Source organism: Formosa algae (assembly GCF_001439665.1).
Taxonomy (GTDB): domain Bacteria; phylum Bacteroidota; class Bacteroidia; order Flavobacteriales; family Flavobacteriaceae; genus Formosa; species Formosa algae.
Window position 1 is genome coordinate 127,400 of record NZ_LMAK01000014.1, and the last position, 17,025, is coordinate 144,424.

The window sequence follows — 17,025 nt, forward strand, 5'->3', positions numbered from 1 at the left end:
AAACTTTAATAACATCCCATTCGTCTACACTTAATTTTCATCCACCGAATAATAAAAAATAGTAGAGGTTAGTGTTCTAAATTCGTGATATAAATATCTATATCATGAAACAACTATTACTTTTATTAATCCTTATTTATACCACTTCTAACGCACAAGAAGTTCCTTTTAATTGCGATTATAACGCTTACTTATTTCAATATAACGATATCTATGCTGTCGATTTAGCTTCAGGAAACTCATATATAGTTGCCGAAGATATTACAGAAGGTAATATAAATGCTACAGCATACAATTCTGCAGATGGTTATATCTGGGGCGCTTTAAGTTCTCCTAGAAAAACAATTGTACGTATTGGTAAAGATTATAAAGCCACGACGTACTATATAGACGATTTGCCAAATTCAAATTTTTACATTGGTGATGTAAGTACCTCAGGGATTTACTATTTAAAATCTTCAGGAAAAACGTATTATACTGTAGACTTAAATCCAAACTCGGCGACTTATACTTCAGGAATAAACACATTAACCTTATCTCAAAGCATTAATAATCACGATTGGGCTTTTAATGCTGTAGATAATAAACTGTATACAGTTGAAAAAAAGACTAATATTTTATACAGAATTGATGCTGAAACCGGTCAAGTTACAAATCTAGGAACAGTACCTGTATTGGCTGGGTTAACTTATACTTATGGCGCGGTCTATTTTGATGCTTCTGGACGCTTTTATGTGTCGGCTAACGAAACTGGAACCATATACATGATTCAAAGTGTACAAGATTTAACAGGAACTAATGCCATGGAATCTAATTTATTCGCTTTCGGACCTTCAAGTTCTCAAAACGATGGTGCACGTTGTCCAACAGCTCCTGTAGCTCAAGAAATTTGCGATAATGGTATAGATGATGATGGCGATGGATTAATTGATTGCGAAGATCCTTCATGTTCAGGATATTCGGGCTGTCCAGTTATTCAGACTGCAGCGTCTTCAACAGCAAACGAAGGTGGATTAGAAAGTAATAACAGATTATCAGATCAAATTAGTAAGCGTAATTTTAACAGAACGAAAACAAATTACGAGTTCAATTCTGCTACAGCTAAACGGTTTGTAAAACCAACTCATTACGGAGCGACTGCGACAAGCAGAACGGCATTTCAATTATCAGATTTTATACCTGCAGAGGTTATTGATGAAGATATTATTATAGAATCTTCTCCAGAAGATTTGGTAGGAATTACCAATGCAACGGCGGTTTACTCTGTAGATTATATTAGACAAGATGATGCTGTAGCTTCTATACTTGTGTTAGAAACCGAAGATGGAGTTTACGAGCATACCAAATACATTTGCGATAGGTTGTTAGGCGCAGAATTGGTGTCTGTATCTACTATCGATATTAATGAACAACAGTTTATTAAAGCACTTATTAGAAATATAGATGGCACACTAGAATTCGTATTGAGTTTCTCTGCTAAAGCAGAAAACAATAGTTCTAATTTTGGTATAGAGAGTCACTGGAATTTGGATAAATATGAAGGTGGAGCGGACTTTTATAACTTTCAGATTTGGTCTAATTCTTTAGACGATTTGATGGTGTTGGGGGAAGAAGTTTTAAAGTTAGTCGAAGTACAAAAACCTATATCTAGCTATAATAACTCTACACCTCCTACGGTATTTGTTAAAAAAGGAACGTATAGAAATGGGAAACTAAATTTAGAATTGGTAAATACCAATAGAAGTAGTCAGGTTACATTTGATGGCGGATTAAGATCTACAGAAACCGCTGGAGTAGAGTATGTGTCTACAGCCATTAGTTTAGAAGATAGTTATATCTCGCATGTAGAAGTTGATGCAGGTAATTTATTCGATATCGGATTTAGAATAGGGGATGGCGTGGCTACACCAGACGATTTATTTATGTCTGATGGTCCTTGGGGTTATGATGATGCTGCACCAAGTACAACGGTTAAAAACTATACCGTGTCTACCAACCTTGATGCTTTTGAAGCTGATGAATATCCTATAGAAAGAGATATTACTTTAACGGCAACTACAAGCGAATATATTGCTGCTTACAGAGCTTTAACGCCTAAGTTTAATGCTATAGACTTAACAGACTATAAAAGCTTAAAACTACAAGCAAAAGGTACAGGAACATTAATTGTTAGATTAGTTAAAGCAAGTGTAGATCAATGGGAAACACAGTATAAAGCAAGTATAGAGTTAACATCAGATTTGGAAGATTATACAATCCCATTTACCGAATTTGAATCGACTAATGGTACACCTATAGATGTGAGTGATATTACTTCACTTGTCTTTACGATGCTAGCTGAAGATGGAACAGAAACCACAAAGTCTATGACATTAGAACAATTAAGGTTTTCTGCTCAAGCACAAACGCTTTCAATTTCAGACAGTGAATTAGAATTGACTAACAGTACGTTTGCATCTCCAAACCCAATGCGAACTATATCAAACATACACTTTACGGCTCAAACCTCAGAATCTGTAGTGTTATTGGTTTACAATCAATTAGGAGCATTGGTAAAACAAACAACTTTTAATGCAGTCCGTGGTGATAATGAAATCACTTTTAATAGAGAACATCTTAGTTCTGGACTGTATTTCTGTAAAATAGATAGTAAGCATACCACTTATAAAACGATCAAGCTACTCGTGAATTAATTAATAGCTAATTACTCCTGTAGTGTGGCAGAAAGCGAAAGCTTTCTGCCTTTTTTTGTTTAAAATTGTAGGTGTATTTCAGATGTAAAAGGGTTACCACATTTTAAGATTTATAGTTGCATATAATTGTTGTTTAAATATTAATACATGGGACTATCTTACCTCTTAAGAGCCCTAAATAAGTATAGCTTATTACATGTTTCAGTTGTAACGCTTAAGGATTAATGTATTGTATTGAATATTCTAATATAATGTCCTAATAAAAAGTCTTAAAACAGCTGATTTAGAAGTCTGTTATGCCGACGTTTTATATTCTATCCGTTTATAAATAATAGTTGTGATTAAAGCCGTTTTAAACTGAACATTAAGATATTGAGATGAGTATGTATTAGTCTGTTAAGACGTCATTATGTTACTAAACCAAGTTGACAAGTGATTTAATTCGAGACGTGTATATCTCTAAATTTGATGCATTATTCCTATGTAGATCAGCAAGCTTTTGATTGTCTTTGTGGTATTTGAGTAGTACAAATTCTATAGTGAAGAAGTGCTAATGAGAAGCATGAAGGATCGATCAATATCATCAAACTATTTATATGTTGATTATGATTACGGAAACTTGATTAAAAGTAGACTTTAATATTTTGCTTTTTAAACTAAACTAAAATACTCCCAAACTTCATTACGAGAATGAAACATGGGAGTATCTTATTACTATAAACGTATAGCTTTTAAGAAAGTTTTTTATTTTCTAAAAATAGGAGCATCAAACAAGTACCATTTAAATCTTAAGCCAAGCTCTGTATAATTAAAACCAGCAGCTGTAGCTGAAGCAATATTACTTTGTGTACCATAGAAATTTAAGAGTGCACGCTCAGAAAATTTGTATCCTAACTTTCCTTGTATGCGATAGGTCATTTGGCTGCTATCATCTTCAATATACTGAAGTCCTGTAGCAGCAGTAAGTTCGTAAAACCACTCTTTAGGTTTCGTTTCACTTTCATTTTTAATGATGTTTACAAAAATTTCAACAGCATTAAAGGTCTCAGGACTAAAGTAAATGTCTGGCACTTGATTTTTAAATGTAATGTATTGGTAATTCAAACCTGCCTTTAAAGCGGGTTTACTCAGTATATTATAATATAGAGATGTGAAAAATAAATTTCTGGTATTATCATCGTTTTGCCAGGTATAATAATACTGTGAAAACCAGCCTAATTTAAAATTAGTACTTAGGTTATAATTGGCATATAGATTATTCATTACAATTTCACGATCTAATAATTCGGCATTAAAACTCTGAATTTCTCGTTTATAACCCACATCTAACACCTGAAGTTTGTAAGGTATAATATGTAGAGCAATATCAGATACGAAATGTGTATAATCGTTAGTGGTTGCTTTAGCAGAGGTTACACCTGCAGTTCCTTTAAATGTTATATTTGGTAGAATTTGATAGCCCAATCCTAACGAGAAATCATGAGACTTGGCATCGTTATCTGTAACTTTATTAGATGTAGAACGGTAACCGTATTGTGCCAACCATTCGAGTTTAGTTGAAGTTGGTAAAGCTACATTGGTTTGTATAGCGTAAGCGTTATTATCTCCATTATCAAAAGAGTAATAAGACTTGGTCTCCCAAAAAGGTGTAAAGTTGGTGTTTAATGTCTTTATAAAATTAGTAGCATCTTTTTGCTTATCGTAAAAAACTAAAGTTTGTTCAGCAGAATTATAAGCATCATCATAATAGCCTAATGCTTTTAAAGCATTGGCTTTTCCCAAATTCCCATCAAACGAGGTGCTATCGTTTTCTAAAATTCGGTTATAGTCCTTAACACTCATTTTGAAATCACTTTTATAAATGTTTAAAGTGGCACGTAAAGCAAGGATCCAATTTTCGTTAGGCTGTTCTGCAATTAATTCAGAAATATGAGATTCTGCAGTGCTATACTTTTTATTCCATATCAAAGCTTGAATATAACGTTCAGTAGTTGCTCGTTTATTTGTCGATTTAGTTTCAGAATTTATACTTGCAAAAGCGTGTTCACTAATTTGTAATGCATCGGCTTCTTTACCATTTAAATGCGCAACTAAAGCTAAACCGTTTAATGCTGTGAGTTTGTAATCTGGATGTTCTCCTATTTTATTATAAACGGTTTCGGCATCGTCTAATCGATTTGCAATAAGGTATAAGTTGGCTAAATTTATTAGAGTGTCTATATCGTCCGGGAATAACGATAAGTTTTCTTGTAATAAATCTTCAGCTTCATCGTAATTCTGGGCTTGCTGATTTTGGTAAGCATATCCTAAATAGATATATTTTTTAGAGGTTAATGCATTGGCATTTCCTGGTAAAACCTCTAAAGCTTTATTGACGTATGTTAAAGCTTCGTCATATATTTTTAGATTAGAGAGTGTATTAGCATAACCCAAAAATGCTGGAAAACTCTGGTCGTTTTCGGCAATTAAACCTTCGTAGAATGTTTTGGCGTCTTGGTAATTTTTATTCCATAATAACGATTCTGCATAGTTTAATTTAATTTCAAAATCGTTAGGATAGGTGTCCAGTAAATCTGTAAATATGACTACCGCCTTATCAGATTCGCCTTGTAATCCTACCGCACGACCATAACAGAGCTTAGCTGTTTTGTTCTCAGGATAATCTTTTAAAATGGTTTCAAAGAAAGATTCTGCCTTGGCGTATTTACCTGTTTCTAAATATGTAAAGCCTTGTTGCATATCTTGAGAAAACGCAAAACTGCTGATAAAGAAAACACATATTCTAAGATAATATTTATAGGTCATTTGTTCTAAATTTTAATGTATAGCAAGTTAATCAAACCAATTCAATCATTCATCTACAGTAACATGCAACTCACCGAAATATACCTGTACTCTGGTGATTATTGAAAGATATTTGTGTCTATAAAACAGAATAAAACTCTTAATTTTTAAAGTAAATAAGCTGTTTTATCAGTAAACTATTAAAGCTAGTACTTAAATATAGTAAAGCATTTAAGTCTATTGTAAACATATACTTTAAACAGAGAAAACGAATATATAATATAATGATACAATCAATTTTAAATTTAAGAACTAAAAAAATTGCACCAGAGCAATTGTTTATGTTAAGTGTGTTAATTGTAAATGGTGGTAATTATATTTACAATCTTATTTTAGGGCGTGTATTAGGTCCGGAGCAGTTTGCAGATGCTGCTGTGCTTATAACATTTTTATTAGTCTTGTCTTTTGTCGCAATGACGTTTCAATTGGTTACAGCCAAATTCTCGGTGTTATTTGAACATAAGGTCTTTCAAGATTTTATTACTAAAGTCTATAAGCAAGCTGGAATAGTTGGCCTTCTATTAGGATTACTCATTATCGTGTTTGCTTCGCAATTGCAACACATTTTTAATACGTCTTCATCTGTTATGTTTATCATTTTTGGATGTGGTGTACCGCTTTATTTTTTAATGAGTGTAAATAGAGGAGCATTTCAAGGTAAAAAAGCTTATAAACCGTTATCGTTAACGTATCAAGCAGAAATGTTAAGTCGGTTATTAATTACCTTAGGATTAATTTATCTTTTTAATCTTCAATCGTCTGCAGTCATCGCTATTGGTATAGTCTTGTCTTTTGTATTTGGAATGTTTCCTTTCAATGTGAAACACATTCGTTTTAAAAAGCCACAAGCGTTATCGCAAGATTATAGTAAACAAATTAAGCGTTTCTTTTTGTTAACCGCGTTTTACGAGCTTACTCAAATCATTATAAATAATAGTGACATCTTATTAGTAAAACACTATTTTGAATCTTATGAAGCAGGTTTATACGCCTCTCTAGCATTAATAGGGCGCATGGTATATTTTATAGCTTGGATGTTTGTAATGTTACTTTTACCTGCTGTAGTTGAGTTGAAAAAAGAAGGGAAAGAAACAGCTTCGGTCCTTTTTAAATATGTGGGTTATATCGCTATTATTTCCGCTCTCATTGTTTTAAGTTGTTTAAGTTTCCCAGAATTGATAATAAAATTATTATTTGGTGAATCTTATCTTGCCATGGCACCGTTATTATGGAAATATGCTATTGCGACTTCAATGTTTGCTATTTCAAACATCTTCGCTTATTACTATTTATCGTTAGATCAATATATCCCCGTAATCTTCTCTGGAGTGTTTGGTATGCTTCAAATGCTATTGGTGGTGTTTTATCACGATAGTCTAGAGCAAGTGGTTCATATGCAAATTATTGCTATGCTTTGTTTGCTTACTATTCAAATTATATTCTTTATCTATAACTCAAAAAGAACACGCTTAAAGGCTTAGTCTAAAGTAAATTACCATTCGTCTATACTAAATCGCCCTCGGTCTAAATTGGGCAATATTATTGAAGAATAAACATCAAATTTGTATTATAATTAAAATAATTAATCATGAAATTAGCTATTGTAACCGCCTTCCCTCCAAGTAAAGTCACCTTAAACGAATATGCTTATCATTTGGTAAAGCACTTCAGACAAAAACAAGATATCACTGAATTAATTTTACTGACAGATAAAACTGAAGGTGATAAAGATTTAGAATTTACAGAAGCCGGTTGTAAGATTACTGTAAAAGAATGTTGGTCGTTTAATAGCTACACTACGTTATTTTCTGTAAATCGTGCCATCAATAAAACAAAGCCAGATGCTGTATTATTTAATTTACAGTTTATGAAATTTGGTGATAAGAAAATAGCAGCAGCTTTAGGATTGTTATTGCCTTTAGTATGTAAATTGAAAAAGATTCCTAATGTAGTATTGTTACATAACATCCTTGAAGAAGTAGATTTAAAAAGTGCAGGCTTTACTTCAAGTAAGTTAATGCAAAACATTTACGGATTTATAGGAACAACCTTAACCGAATTTATTCTTCATGCAGATGTTGTTGCCGTTACTATGCAGAAATACGTCACCACATTAGAAGCAAAATACTTAGCGCCAAACATAAAGTTAATTCCTCATGGGACTTTTGAAGTGCCTGTTGAACAAGATTATAGTTTAGCAGATGGACCTTTAAAAGTAATGACTTTTGGGAAGTTTGGAACTTATAAAAAAGTTGAAGGCATGATTGAAGCTGTAGAATTAGTCCGTGCAAATACGGGATTAGATATAGAGGTTGTTATTGCTGGAACAGATAACCCAAATGTACCTGGATATTTGGCTCAAGTGCAAGAGGACTATAAACACGTCCCTCAGATTAGATTTACGGGTTATGTAGAAGAACATGAAGTGCCAACTTTGTTTAATGAAAGTGCTGTAGTTGTTTTTCCATATACCTCTACAACCGGAAGTTCTGGGGTGTTGCATCAGGCTGGAAGTTATGGTAAAGCAGTAGTGATGCCAGATTTAGGTGACTTAGCTAGTTTAGTTAAAGAAGAAGGCTATAAAGGAGAGTTTTTTGATCCGAATAGTGTTGAAAGTTTAGCCGTTGCAATAGAAAATATTGTAACTAATAACGGATATAGAATTGCATTAGGTCAAGCCAATTATAAAGCAGCAACAGCTTTACCTATGAGTAAAATAACTGACATGTACTTAGAAACATTTAAGGAGATCATCGAAAAAAAAATAGAACTAACTAATAAGAAAGAAATTATGGCTTAGCTATATAATCAAAGGCGGGTTTTGTTTGCCCGTTTTTGTCTATAAATCCATAATGTTCTTGTGCGTTTTTTCGCCATGGTAAACTCCCTACAACTGCTTTTGGTATGTATGTAAAATCGTAAAGTGTCCAAGACATAAATTGCAAATTATTAGCTGCAATATGTTCTTGGATTTTTTTGTGGTAATTAGCTTGGTCTTCGTCTGAAGCTCCATTAGGTTTCCATAATCCTGAATAAGAGGATAGCCCAAATTCCTGTAAAACCAAAGGTTTGTTCGGGATTTCGGTTTTAAGGGTTTTTATAGCGTCATTTAAATGCTCTAAATTTTCGTAATAATGAAAGGAAACGATATCAACTTTATCTTTTAAAATTGGTGCACTTTGGGTATTAGACCAGCCAATAGTTACGGGGTGCGAAGCATCTACAGATTTTACAAAATCTATCATATTATCTAACCACGCAATAACATTAGGTTTACCTCTCGATTCAAAATCTAAATTGGGTTCGTTTTTAATGTCCCAAGCAAGAAGTGCCTTGTGGTTCTTGAAAGTCGATACAATAGTTTCTGCATGACGCTGATTTAATGTCCAATCCATCACCGAATAATCCCCATAAAAATCGAATAAAGTTAAGACAACTTTTAAACTATGAGCTTCAGCTAAGTCTAAAGTTTGTTTTAGTTTTTCTAGCTTTTCGGGTTTTACGTTTGCTTTGCCAAAATCTTCGTATTGTACAAAAATACGCACCGAATTTAGTCCAGCATTTTTAATAATGTCAAAATCTTTTGATAGGATTGAGGTCGAAAAATCGTCGCCAAACATATCCCAAGGATTGGCTTGCGGATAGTAATTTATACCTTTAATATCTAAATTAGCCGTATTGATTGGTTCGGTATCAAACGTGTAGGGTTCACTGTGTTCTTTAACCAAATGTCGAATGCGCCAAAAACCATCTTCTAGTAAAAACACCATTTTATAGGTCGAAGTTTCTGTGGTTTCCAAAACCAATTGTTCCGCTTTAAACACGCTTTTGTATTCTACCACATTTCTATCTGTAATAACGGCTAATTGACCATCTTCACTAAAAAATTCTAAAGTCGGATGATGCTTTAAAGTGGTAGCATCAATTGTGATGTCTTCCGCTTTATTTAAGGCTATAAAGTCGAACAGGTTTTTTCGTGCACTATCGGTATAATAGTCTTTGATACCTGCTGTTTTATTGGTTTTATAAGCAATTTGTTTTACATACCACGCATCTAAATAATCGTTTTGTAAAGCGTTTAGGTTTTCGTTGTCCATGGGACGTCCTTCGTTTTGTAAAGGTTCCCACACCAATTGAGGCATGTATTGTTCTACTTTCTGAATTTCGGTATGTAACATGCTGCTTCGGTCTGCACCTGTATTGAGGTAGCTAAATACAGCGCTAAGGCCCGAAATAATTAAGGCAATAACCATAATATAAGAGATAATTAAAATGGTACGTAGTATGTTTTTATTAAGACCTACCATAGTTTTTTAGTATTGAATTGTTTCGTTATTCCAGCCGTTTCTATACTGAAATTATAGTTGCCATTACTGTAAATAGCGGGTTTTAAATTGAAATTGACATACCCATTAAACGATGTTTTGGTCAGAGTTTCAATGTGTTTATTTGTTTTATATATATGAAGTTTTACATGTAAACCATCCGGAATCATTTGTCCCATAAAACTTTGTAAAGGCCCAACCGTAATGCTTCTGTTTTGCTCTGAAAATTTTACATTATAATCTTCAATAACAGATTTGTATTGTAATGCAATACTTTCGCTTTCTGCCATACCATCGACGTAGGCTTTAACAGTCCAAGCATCTTTATAATCTGGATGTATAATTTTTGCTTGGGCAATACCATCAATTGTTGTTCCTGTGGTTTTTAGAATATTTTGTTTTTGATTGGTGATAAAAAACGTAACATATGTACCATCACTCACCACATTATTCTGTTTGTCTTTTATAATAGATGTTGAAAATGTTGTAATCTGATTACCGTCGGCATAGGCATGAGGACGTGTTGCCGAAATAGTAAAATCTGTAGGAATGGCAGCAGAAACATTAATCGTGAATTCTTTTGAGTTGATACCTAAACTTTCTGAAGACACTAACATACGTCCGCTTTCTTGTTTAGAATATATGTTTTTATACGCAATTAGATTCTTAGTGAAAATGTCTGTAGTTTCTTCTGATGCTAAAAATTGATGCTTAGCATTTACCAAAGTATTTGTCGGCACCGGATTATCTAAAGAATCGGTAGGAATCACCACCAACATGGTATAATCTGTACCACCAGCTTCTATACTTGGCGGCCCAATATAGGTTTCCATAGTTGCCACTTCAGCTTTTGGATTCATGGTAAACGTCCCTGATAGCGACATTGTTTTATCTAGTAGTTTCCAACTTACAGCACCTCTCTTTTTACTGATGTTTTCTGGAATTTTATATTGAAGGATATTCGCATTTAATTCCCCAGTCAACAAAGTAGACCCATAACTGTTAGAACAATAGAGTAGTGGGTGCTCGCCTTCCGATGTAGAGAATTTTAAAACAACACTATCACCAACGTTATAATCGGTTTGTGTGGTAATCAATTGGATAGGTTGAGTTGTTTCACTGTATTGTACAACAGAAAAAGATGATAATAGTATCAATCCTAAAAGGAACAAATATGTGTGTTTAAATGGCATTAATTCGGACTTCCTATATATGTGTTTATTTCTATTTTAATATAACTAAAATTGGGATGTTCAATTTTTTGTAATTGAGATGTCGTATGATTGTCAATTCTATTGGGTACTATTTTACCAGCAATAGCAGCGTTAGGTAAGCCGTTGACAAAAATATTAGTCATATCATCATTTATCAACGTCACTTTGCCTGCATGCAACATCGGATATTCAAAATCTTGTTTCCGTTGTTGGCGTACCCCTTCTTTTACAAAAGCATGATCTACCCAAAGCATGTTTTTCTGCTCATCGTAATACGTAATTAATAGCTGAGGTATCGTAATTTCTTGAATACCACTATTAAATAAGTTTCCGCTTATAGTTTTATCTTTAATATTGATAGCGCTTAAGACGACACTTTTATATAAATCGGACCCAGAGACATTTCCTGCCGCTTGTAAGTTAAATTTGGTAGGTTGTTCTTCAAACTCTACAGGTGTAAATTCATCCGGATTAAACGTATCTGGAATAGAATCTTGTGTTTTAGACCAGGCAATACCTTCAAAATTAATACGGAAACTGGTCGACTCTTTAGGCATCAACTTATGTTTCATATGGTATTTAGCATTGTAAGTCGCCAGTTCTTTATTATCGTCGTTATATAAGGTGCCTTTTAAAATCACGTCTGCTGGCACATTATCTATATTTTGAACTTCACCAATAATGGCATAATGTCCATCGTATTGCACCAATTTAGCCGAAACGACTTCTAAAACAGGTTGTTTTAAAATGTCTTCGTGATGGGTTTGTTCGGTGGTAATACGGCGTCGCCCTTGATTAAAATATTTAGTGGCATTAGCCGAGTACAATTGGTCTGGTGGTAAATCGTTATTTAAATCGTCGGGGTGTAAATACCATTTTTTACGATGTTTAGATAGGGTTTTATAATCTATCTTTTCAATTTTTTCTAAAGGTGTTATCCATTGGGTGGTCACTTTTGCAGAAGCCGTACTATCGTTAAGTTGTGTGATTTCTGTTTCAATGGCATCCATTTTAGCATAACTACTTAATAAACCATCTGTCACCGAAATTTCCAACATATACTGAGCAATTGGCAAATTACTATTGGGATCTATCAATTGGTGAGCTTTTTCAAATTCCTTAAAATCTAAAGCATCGTAATAGGCGATAATGGCATTTTCAGGACTGCGTTGTGAGTCATTTTTAAGATAGAATAGATAGAGGCCATAACATAATATAATCGCCAAAAACACCGACCAAATATGCGTGACACGCAGAACGTTCCTGTTAAATTTATGGTAGCTCACCGAGTATTTTAAAAAATCTGGAATAGGTTTAAAGCGCGTTTTTAGCATGTTTACCCAGAGCATTTGTATGTTTAAAACAAAGGCGATTAATACGGTTAAAAATGGTACTATTCCCCAATGAATTTTAAGCCATTTGGCTACATCTTCTTTGGGTAAAATAGATGACACTGGCGGAATATTAAGCCGTTCCCAAACCATGATGCCGTTTTCTAATTGGCGTAACCGTTGCCAACCACAGAAGTAGAGGATAGGGTCGTAAAACTTATCGTTAGAAAAAATGTATTTGAGATTGTATTTTTCAGGCGTCGTTAAAAATTGTTGTAAGGACCCAATGCCGGCCACTCCTTTAAACTTCGAGTTCTCTAAACGTTCAATTGGTCGTGTGGTGAGTTCTGGTAAACGTCTTGCTGAATGGTAGTTACCGTCAACTGTCATAGCATTGGTTTGTGCACTAAGCCAAGCCATTTGGTCGCCAAAACCTAAGGTTAAAAAACGCCATTTATCATGGTCATCTTGGTTTAAGAAATTCACAATGGGTAACATCTTAATTTTCTGCGGTTGCGATGGTCTGAAGTAATTTAAACTCATGGTAAACACCACCATAAATACAGCTAATCCCGCTAAAATACCACCAATTATTCGGTGATAGACCGCGCCAAATTTAGACTGAATCAATTCTTTTAAATCGCCTTCAACAAAGCGATAGGTAAATTCACCCATTAATGGAATGGATAGAATAGACGCCCAAAGTGTAAAGCGGTCTAAAGTCAAAATATTAAAAGCAGTTTCACCTAATATTTTTAAAGGAATAGGCGTGGTGCCACCAGTACCCAAAATAGTACAAATGGTAACGGATAAACCAAAAAACAGATAGCGTTTGCTGTAATATCTGTAAAAGATATAAGGTAACAAGACTAACAAGATTCCCCAAGGAATTAAAAAGAAGACGAGTCCTGAGGATGTGATTTCTAAAAAATTATCGCGAGAACCATGCGGAATCGGAACTTGCGTAATAGGATTGGCTTTTGAGTTTAACCAATACGGAAAAATACAGCCAATAATTAAAACTAAAGACAACATGCCGAAGCTTACAATCCGTTTAAAAAGTTTGAAAAAGCTATTTAAAAAGAGTTTGAAGGTGACCTCTTTCATAGAGTTCACTTGCGCTCTCGAGACATCCATAATTACCATACCTATTAACGGAAAGATAAAAAAGACCATTCCAAAAATAGGGGTTACATGATGTGATGTTACGGTAACGGCAATGAGTGACAGACTGGTTGCTAAATACCATTTCTTACCGGTTTTTAACCATAAATAAATTTCGGGTAAGGCATGCATTAACACCGAGACACCAACAATACTAGGCAATTGCCCAAAAATATGAAGCGTTTCTACAAAAGAAGATGAGAACACCGCCAAAAGAGCGGCATAACCCGCTACGGTTTTGTTCCCCGTCATGAGTAATGAAAACCGATAAGCACCAGTAATAAATAAGACTATTGCAATTAAGGCCACACTAAACATTCCAAACTTTAAGCCCCCAATCATTGAGAGTAAGGCAATAGATTGATGTACTAAAGGCGGATAGCTTTGCACTGTAAAACCCGTATACCATTCATAGTTCCAAGGTTCAAACCAACTATTCGCATAATGATCTGCAAAGAACAAATGGATTAAGGCATCATAAGTAGTTTCCAAAGTGAAAAATATGGCACTTCCATGAAAAGCCAATCCTAAGAGTAGGGCTGCTATTAAGTATTTATTTGAGGTTTCCTTCATTTTTAAGCCTAAGCTGTAACGATATGGTAAAGATATATAATTTTAATAGGGGTTCGATTTTTAATCACCTAAAGCAAACTACCATTCGTCGACACATCAATATGAGTTAATCTAAATAAGAAAAATAAAAGCAGCTTCTACAGTACTTTTGAACTGTTTAAAATGATAAAATAACCACATTATGAAAATTCTTGCTATAGACGACCAACAATTAGTTTTATTGCCTTTACAAAAACGATTAACCGAATTGGGTTATGGAGTAAGCACCGCAAGCAATGCATCTGACGGTATGGATTTGTATGATACCATAAAACCAGATTTAATTATTGTAGATATAAATTTATCTGGAATTTCTGGTTTAGAAGTTGTCAGATACGTTAGAATTACAAATAATGATCAGACTCCAATTATGGTGTTATCTGGTAATACAAAAGACGAAACTATAACTAAAGGTTTTGAATTGGGGATTAATGACTATATGAAAAAGCCATTAAGTCTTAATGAGATTAGTGCTCGTGTAAAACGTTTAATAGGAGCGCCTGCAATGGAGCATCGTATAACGAATACAGATGTTATGATTCAAGAACGTTGTGTAGGCGTTGTTATTCCATGTTATAACGAAGAAGCACGTTTATTAAGAAAAGAATTTACAGATTATATTGATAAAAATACAGGTTACCATTTATGTTTTGTGAATGATGGCAGTAAAGATGATACCTTAAATATCTTAAAAGATTTGCAACAAGGACGAGAAGATTTTATTACCGTGTACGATTGTGAAAAAAATGGTGGTAAGGCTGAAGCTGTGCGTTTAGGCATGTTGCATATGGCTAAAAAAGAAGATTTAGACTATATAGGGTTCTTAGATGCCGATTTATCTACCGACTTAGCCGATTTTGATGATTTAGTTAAAACCATTGAAACGTCCGATTTCAAAATTGTAAGTGGATCCCGAATCTCTAGAATGGGTGCCAATATTACCAAAGAATCTGCTCGAAAAATAATCAGTTTAAGCATCAATTATATCATTAGAAAGATTCTAAAAATGGATTTTAAAGACACACAATGTGGTGCAAAAATCTTTAGTAAAGATGTCATTAATATTGCGTTTGGAGAAAAATTCGTAACCCAATGGATTTTTGATGTTGAAATCTTTAAAAGAATGAGTAATCATTTCGGTTTAAAACAAGCAAAAAGTATGTTGTGTGAACAACCTTTAAAACGTTGGATTCATGCTGATGGTTCTAAATTATCTATGAAAGATTCTATGAAAATTATTGGGCAATTAGCTCAGATTGCTTGGGTGTATAAAGGAAAACAGACTATTAAAGCAGAGACTGCAAATTTGAAAGTAATCCATAACGATTAGACTATGAAGATTGGGATATTAATTATTTTTTTTAATACCGAAAAACACATTAGTTCTCGTTTATTGGAGAGTTTATCAAATTTTCCTAAATATGTAAAATTGAGCTTAATTAATAATGGTAGTAAAGACAATACTTTTGAAAAGCTTAAAATGCTTGAAGATCGTAATGACGAAGGGCTCTCTTTAATCGATATTAAAAAATATAGAGGTATAGATCCAGCAATAAAAGCAGGCGTGAGATACCTCTCTAAAAATAACGATTTAAAATATATTGGATACTTAAATTTCGATGCCAATTTAAATCCAAATTATTTTATTAAAATCATGTTGTTAATCAAAGCGCAACATGAACTCATGTTTACTTACAACCAAGCGCAAGAGCAAAAACCGTTTCAGCGTAACTTATTTAAGAATATTTTTTCTTTAACAGATTGGGAAATATTTGCTCACAATACTATTGAGAAAACTGATTGTAATACGTTTTAATCACCTGTTCTACAGGTTTGTTTTGTGGTGTAAACCTTGAGTCGTTTTCTCCACCAGATTGATCATGATTAATAAACCATTTCCAAACAAATCCTCCAGCAAACCATTTTTCAGCCCAAAAGGTATCAAACAATGCTTTCGTGCAATTTACTTGTGCATCCAGATTTACTGTAGTCATAGCACGATCACTATTCCAAGGTGCTTTACCACTATAATCCACACTTCTGTATCCAAACTCTGTAAATAAAATAGGTTTGTTATTAGTTGTGGAAAATTCAGAAACTAAGGTTTTATATTTCTTTAAGCCTGCCATGGCATCTTCATAACTAGGTGTTTTATTCGGACTTACAGGAAAGTATGCATTAACACCAATATAGTCTAAGCTATCCCAAAACGGTGTGTCTTCAAATTCATCCCAATTGGCAGCATAGGTTAATTTTCCAGAATACACCTTTTTAACATCCACTATTAAAGATTTCCAAAATTCAGGTCTAGCCGTAATAAATTGCTCTAATTCGGTACCAATACAAAACATATCTACATGAGCCGTTTCTGCTAGTTTCGCATAGTCTAAAATAAAATTAGCGTAAGTGCTTTCTAAAGTGTTCCAATGGTCTTCATTAGTCATGGTAATATGTCCTGTAAATTCGCCGTGTCTGACCCATATTTGTGGTTTAAGCATCACTTTAATGTTTTGCTTTTGTAATTTCTCTATATAATATTTTGCACCAGATTTAGTTTCGCCAAACCATTGTCTTTGCGTATTGTATTGTACTTCGGGGTGATTAAGATCGCGAATAAATCCAAAAGGCATAACAGCGGCATAATTGGAATGAATATTTACAAGTGGTGTAATATGATTATCGCTTACCGTGTCTCTTGAAGCAACAAAACTGACACCGTTAATTTTAGGTGTTTCATTCTGACAAGAAAGTATACTGAATAGAAATAAAAAAAATAAACGGTTAAATATATGCATGGCGTCTTTTTCTGAACTTCGAATGTAGTATAAATCAGTCAACCATT

At 33.7% G+C, this 17,025-nt stretch carries 10 protein-coding genes; 5 read left to right on the forward strand and 5 right to left on the reverse strand.

Annotated elements, in window-relative coordinates; translation table 11 throughout:
• Nucleotides 1–104: 104 nt before the first annotated feature.
• The gene (locus AST99_RS05515) at nt 105–2,693 is read left to right on the forward strand and encodes a DUF6923 family protein (protein ID WP_057780008.1); all 2,589 of its coding nucleotides are present in this window, start codon (nt 105–107) and stop codon (nt 2,691–2,693) included.
• Between the two features lie 744 nt (nt 2,694–3,437).
• Here the strand turns inward: AST99_RS05515 and AST99_RS05520 are convergent.
• Entirely contained in the window at nt 3,438–5,498 is a 2,061-nt protein-coding gene (locus tag AST99_RS05520; protein ID WP_057780009.1) for a tetratricopeptide repeat protein, read from the reverse strand.
• 263 nt (nt 5,499–5,761) lie between these two features.
• On the opposite strand from AST99_RS05520, the gene AST99_RS05525 reads away from it, so the two are divergent.
• Nucleotides 5,762–7,018, forward strand: a complete 1,257-nt coding sequence (locus tag AST99_RS05525) for an oligosaccharide flippase family protein (RefSeq protein WP_057780011.1) — start codon at nt 5,762–5,764, stop codon at nt 7,016–7,018.
• A 107-nt stretch (nt 7,019–7,125) separates the two neighbouring features.
• On the forward strand, nt 7,126–8,337 hold the full coding sequence (locus AST99_RS05530) for a glycosyltransferase (protein ID WP_057780013.1): 1,212 nt from the start codon (nt 7,126–7,128) through the stop codon (nt 8,335–8,337).
• Here AST99_RS05530 and AST99_RS05535 read toward each other — a convergent pair.
• Genes AST99_RS05535 through AST99_RS05545 form a run of 3 tightly spaced genes read right to left on the reverse strand, consistent with a single transcriptional unit; the run spans nt 8,327 to nt 14,144 of the window.
• Nucleotides 8,327–9,844 carry a glycoside hydrolase family 2 TIM barrel-domain containing protein gene (locus AST99_RS05535; protein WP_057780015.1) on the reverse strand — a complete coding sequence of 506 codons (1,518 nt, stop codon included), beginning with the start codon at nt 9,842–9,844 and terminating at the stop codon, nt 8,327–8,329. The two genes, AST99_RS05530 and AST99_RS05535, sit on opposite strands and share 11 nt — an antisense overlap.
• On the reverse strand, nt 9,838–11,055 hold the full coding sequence (locus AST99_RS05540; RefSeq protein WP_057780017.1) for a hypothetical protein: 1,218 nt from the start codon (nt 11,053–11,055) through the stop codon (nt 9,838–9,840). Before AST99_RS05540 ends, AST99_RS05535 begins: the two co-directional genes overlap by 7 nt.
• Entirely contained in the window at nt 11,055–14,144 is a 3,090-nt protein-coding gene (locus tag AST99_RS05545) for a hypothetical protein (RefSeq protein ID WP_057780019.1), read from the reverse strand. Before AST99_RS05545 ends, AST99_RS05540 begins: the two co-directional genes overlap by 1 nt.
• A 181-nt stretch (nt 14,145–14,325) precedes the next feature.
• Here AST99_RS05545 and AST99_RS05550 point away from each other — a divergent pair, with 181 nt between their 5' ends.
• Nucleotides 14,326–15,513 carry a response regulator gene (locus tag AST99_RS05550; protein ID WP_057780021.1) on the forward strand — a complete coding sequence of 396 codons (1,188 nt, stop codon included), beginning with the start codon at nt 14,326–14,328 and terminating at the stop codon, nt 15,511–15,513.
• A 3-nt stretch (nt 15,514–15,516) separates the two neighbouring features.
• Entirely contained in the window at nt 15,517–15,999 is a 483-nt protein-coding gene (locus AST99_RS05555) for a glycosyltransferase (protein ID WP_057780023.1), read from the forward strand.
• Here AST99_RS05555 and AST99_RS05560 read toward each other — a convergent pair.
• Entirely contained in the window at nt 15,968–17,020 is a 1,053-nt protein-coding gene (locus tag AST99_RS05560) for a glycoside hydrolase family 113 (protein WP_232301584.1), read from the reverse strand. The two genes, AST99_RS05555 and AST99_RS05560, sit on opposite strands and share 32 nt — an antisense overlap.
• Nucleotides 17,021–17,025 lie beyond the last annotated feature (5 nt).

Bases quoted from the DNA above. Each gene is read 5' to 3' on its own strand.
- AST99_RS05515 (WP_057780008.1), top strand. From the start codon at position 105: ATGAAACAACTATTACTTTTATTAATCCTTATTTATACCACTTCTAAC.
- AST99_RS05520 (WP_057780009.1), bottom strand. From the start codon at position 5,498: ATGACCTATAAATATTATCTTAGAATATGTGTTTTCTTTATCAGCAGT.
- AST99_RS05525 (WP_057780011.1), top strand. From the start codon at position 5,762: ATGATACAATCAATTTTAAATTTAAGAACTAAAAAAATTGCACCAGAG.
- AST99_RS05530 (WP_057780013.1), top strand. From the start codon at position 7,126: ATGAAATTAGCTATTGTAACCGCCTTCCCTCCAAGTAAAGTCACCTTA.
- AST99_RS05535 (WP_057780015.1), bottom strand. From the start codon at position 9,844: ATGGTAGGTCTTAATAAAAACATACTACGTACCATTTTAATTATCTCT.
- AST99_RS05540 (WP_057780017.1), bottom strand. From the start codon at position 11,055: ATGCCATTTAAACACACATATTTGTTCCTTTTAGGATTGATACTATTA.
- AST99_RS05545 (WP_057780019.1), bottom strand. From the start codon at position 14,144: ATGAAGGAAACCTCAAATAAATACTTAATAGCAGCCCTACTCTTAGGA.
- AST99_RS05550 (WP_057780021.1), top strand. From the start codon at position 14,326: ATGAAAATTCTTGCTATAGACGACCAACAATTAGTTTTATTGCCTTTA.
- AST99_RS05555 (WP_057780023.1), top strand. From the start codon at position 15,517: ATGAAGATTGGGATATTAATTATTTTTTTTAATACCGAAAAACACATT.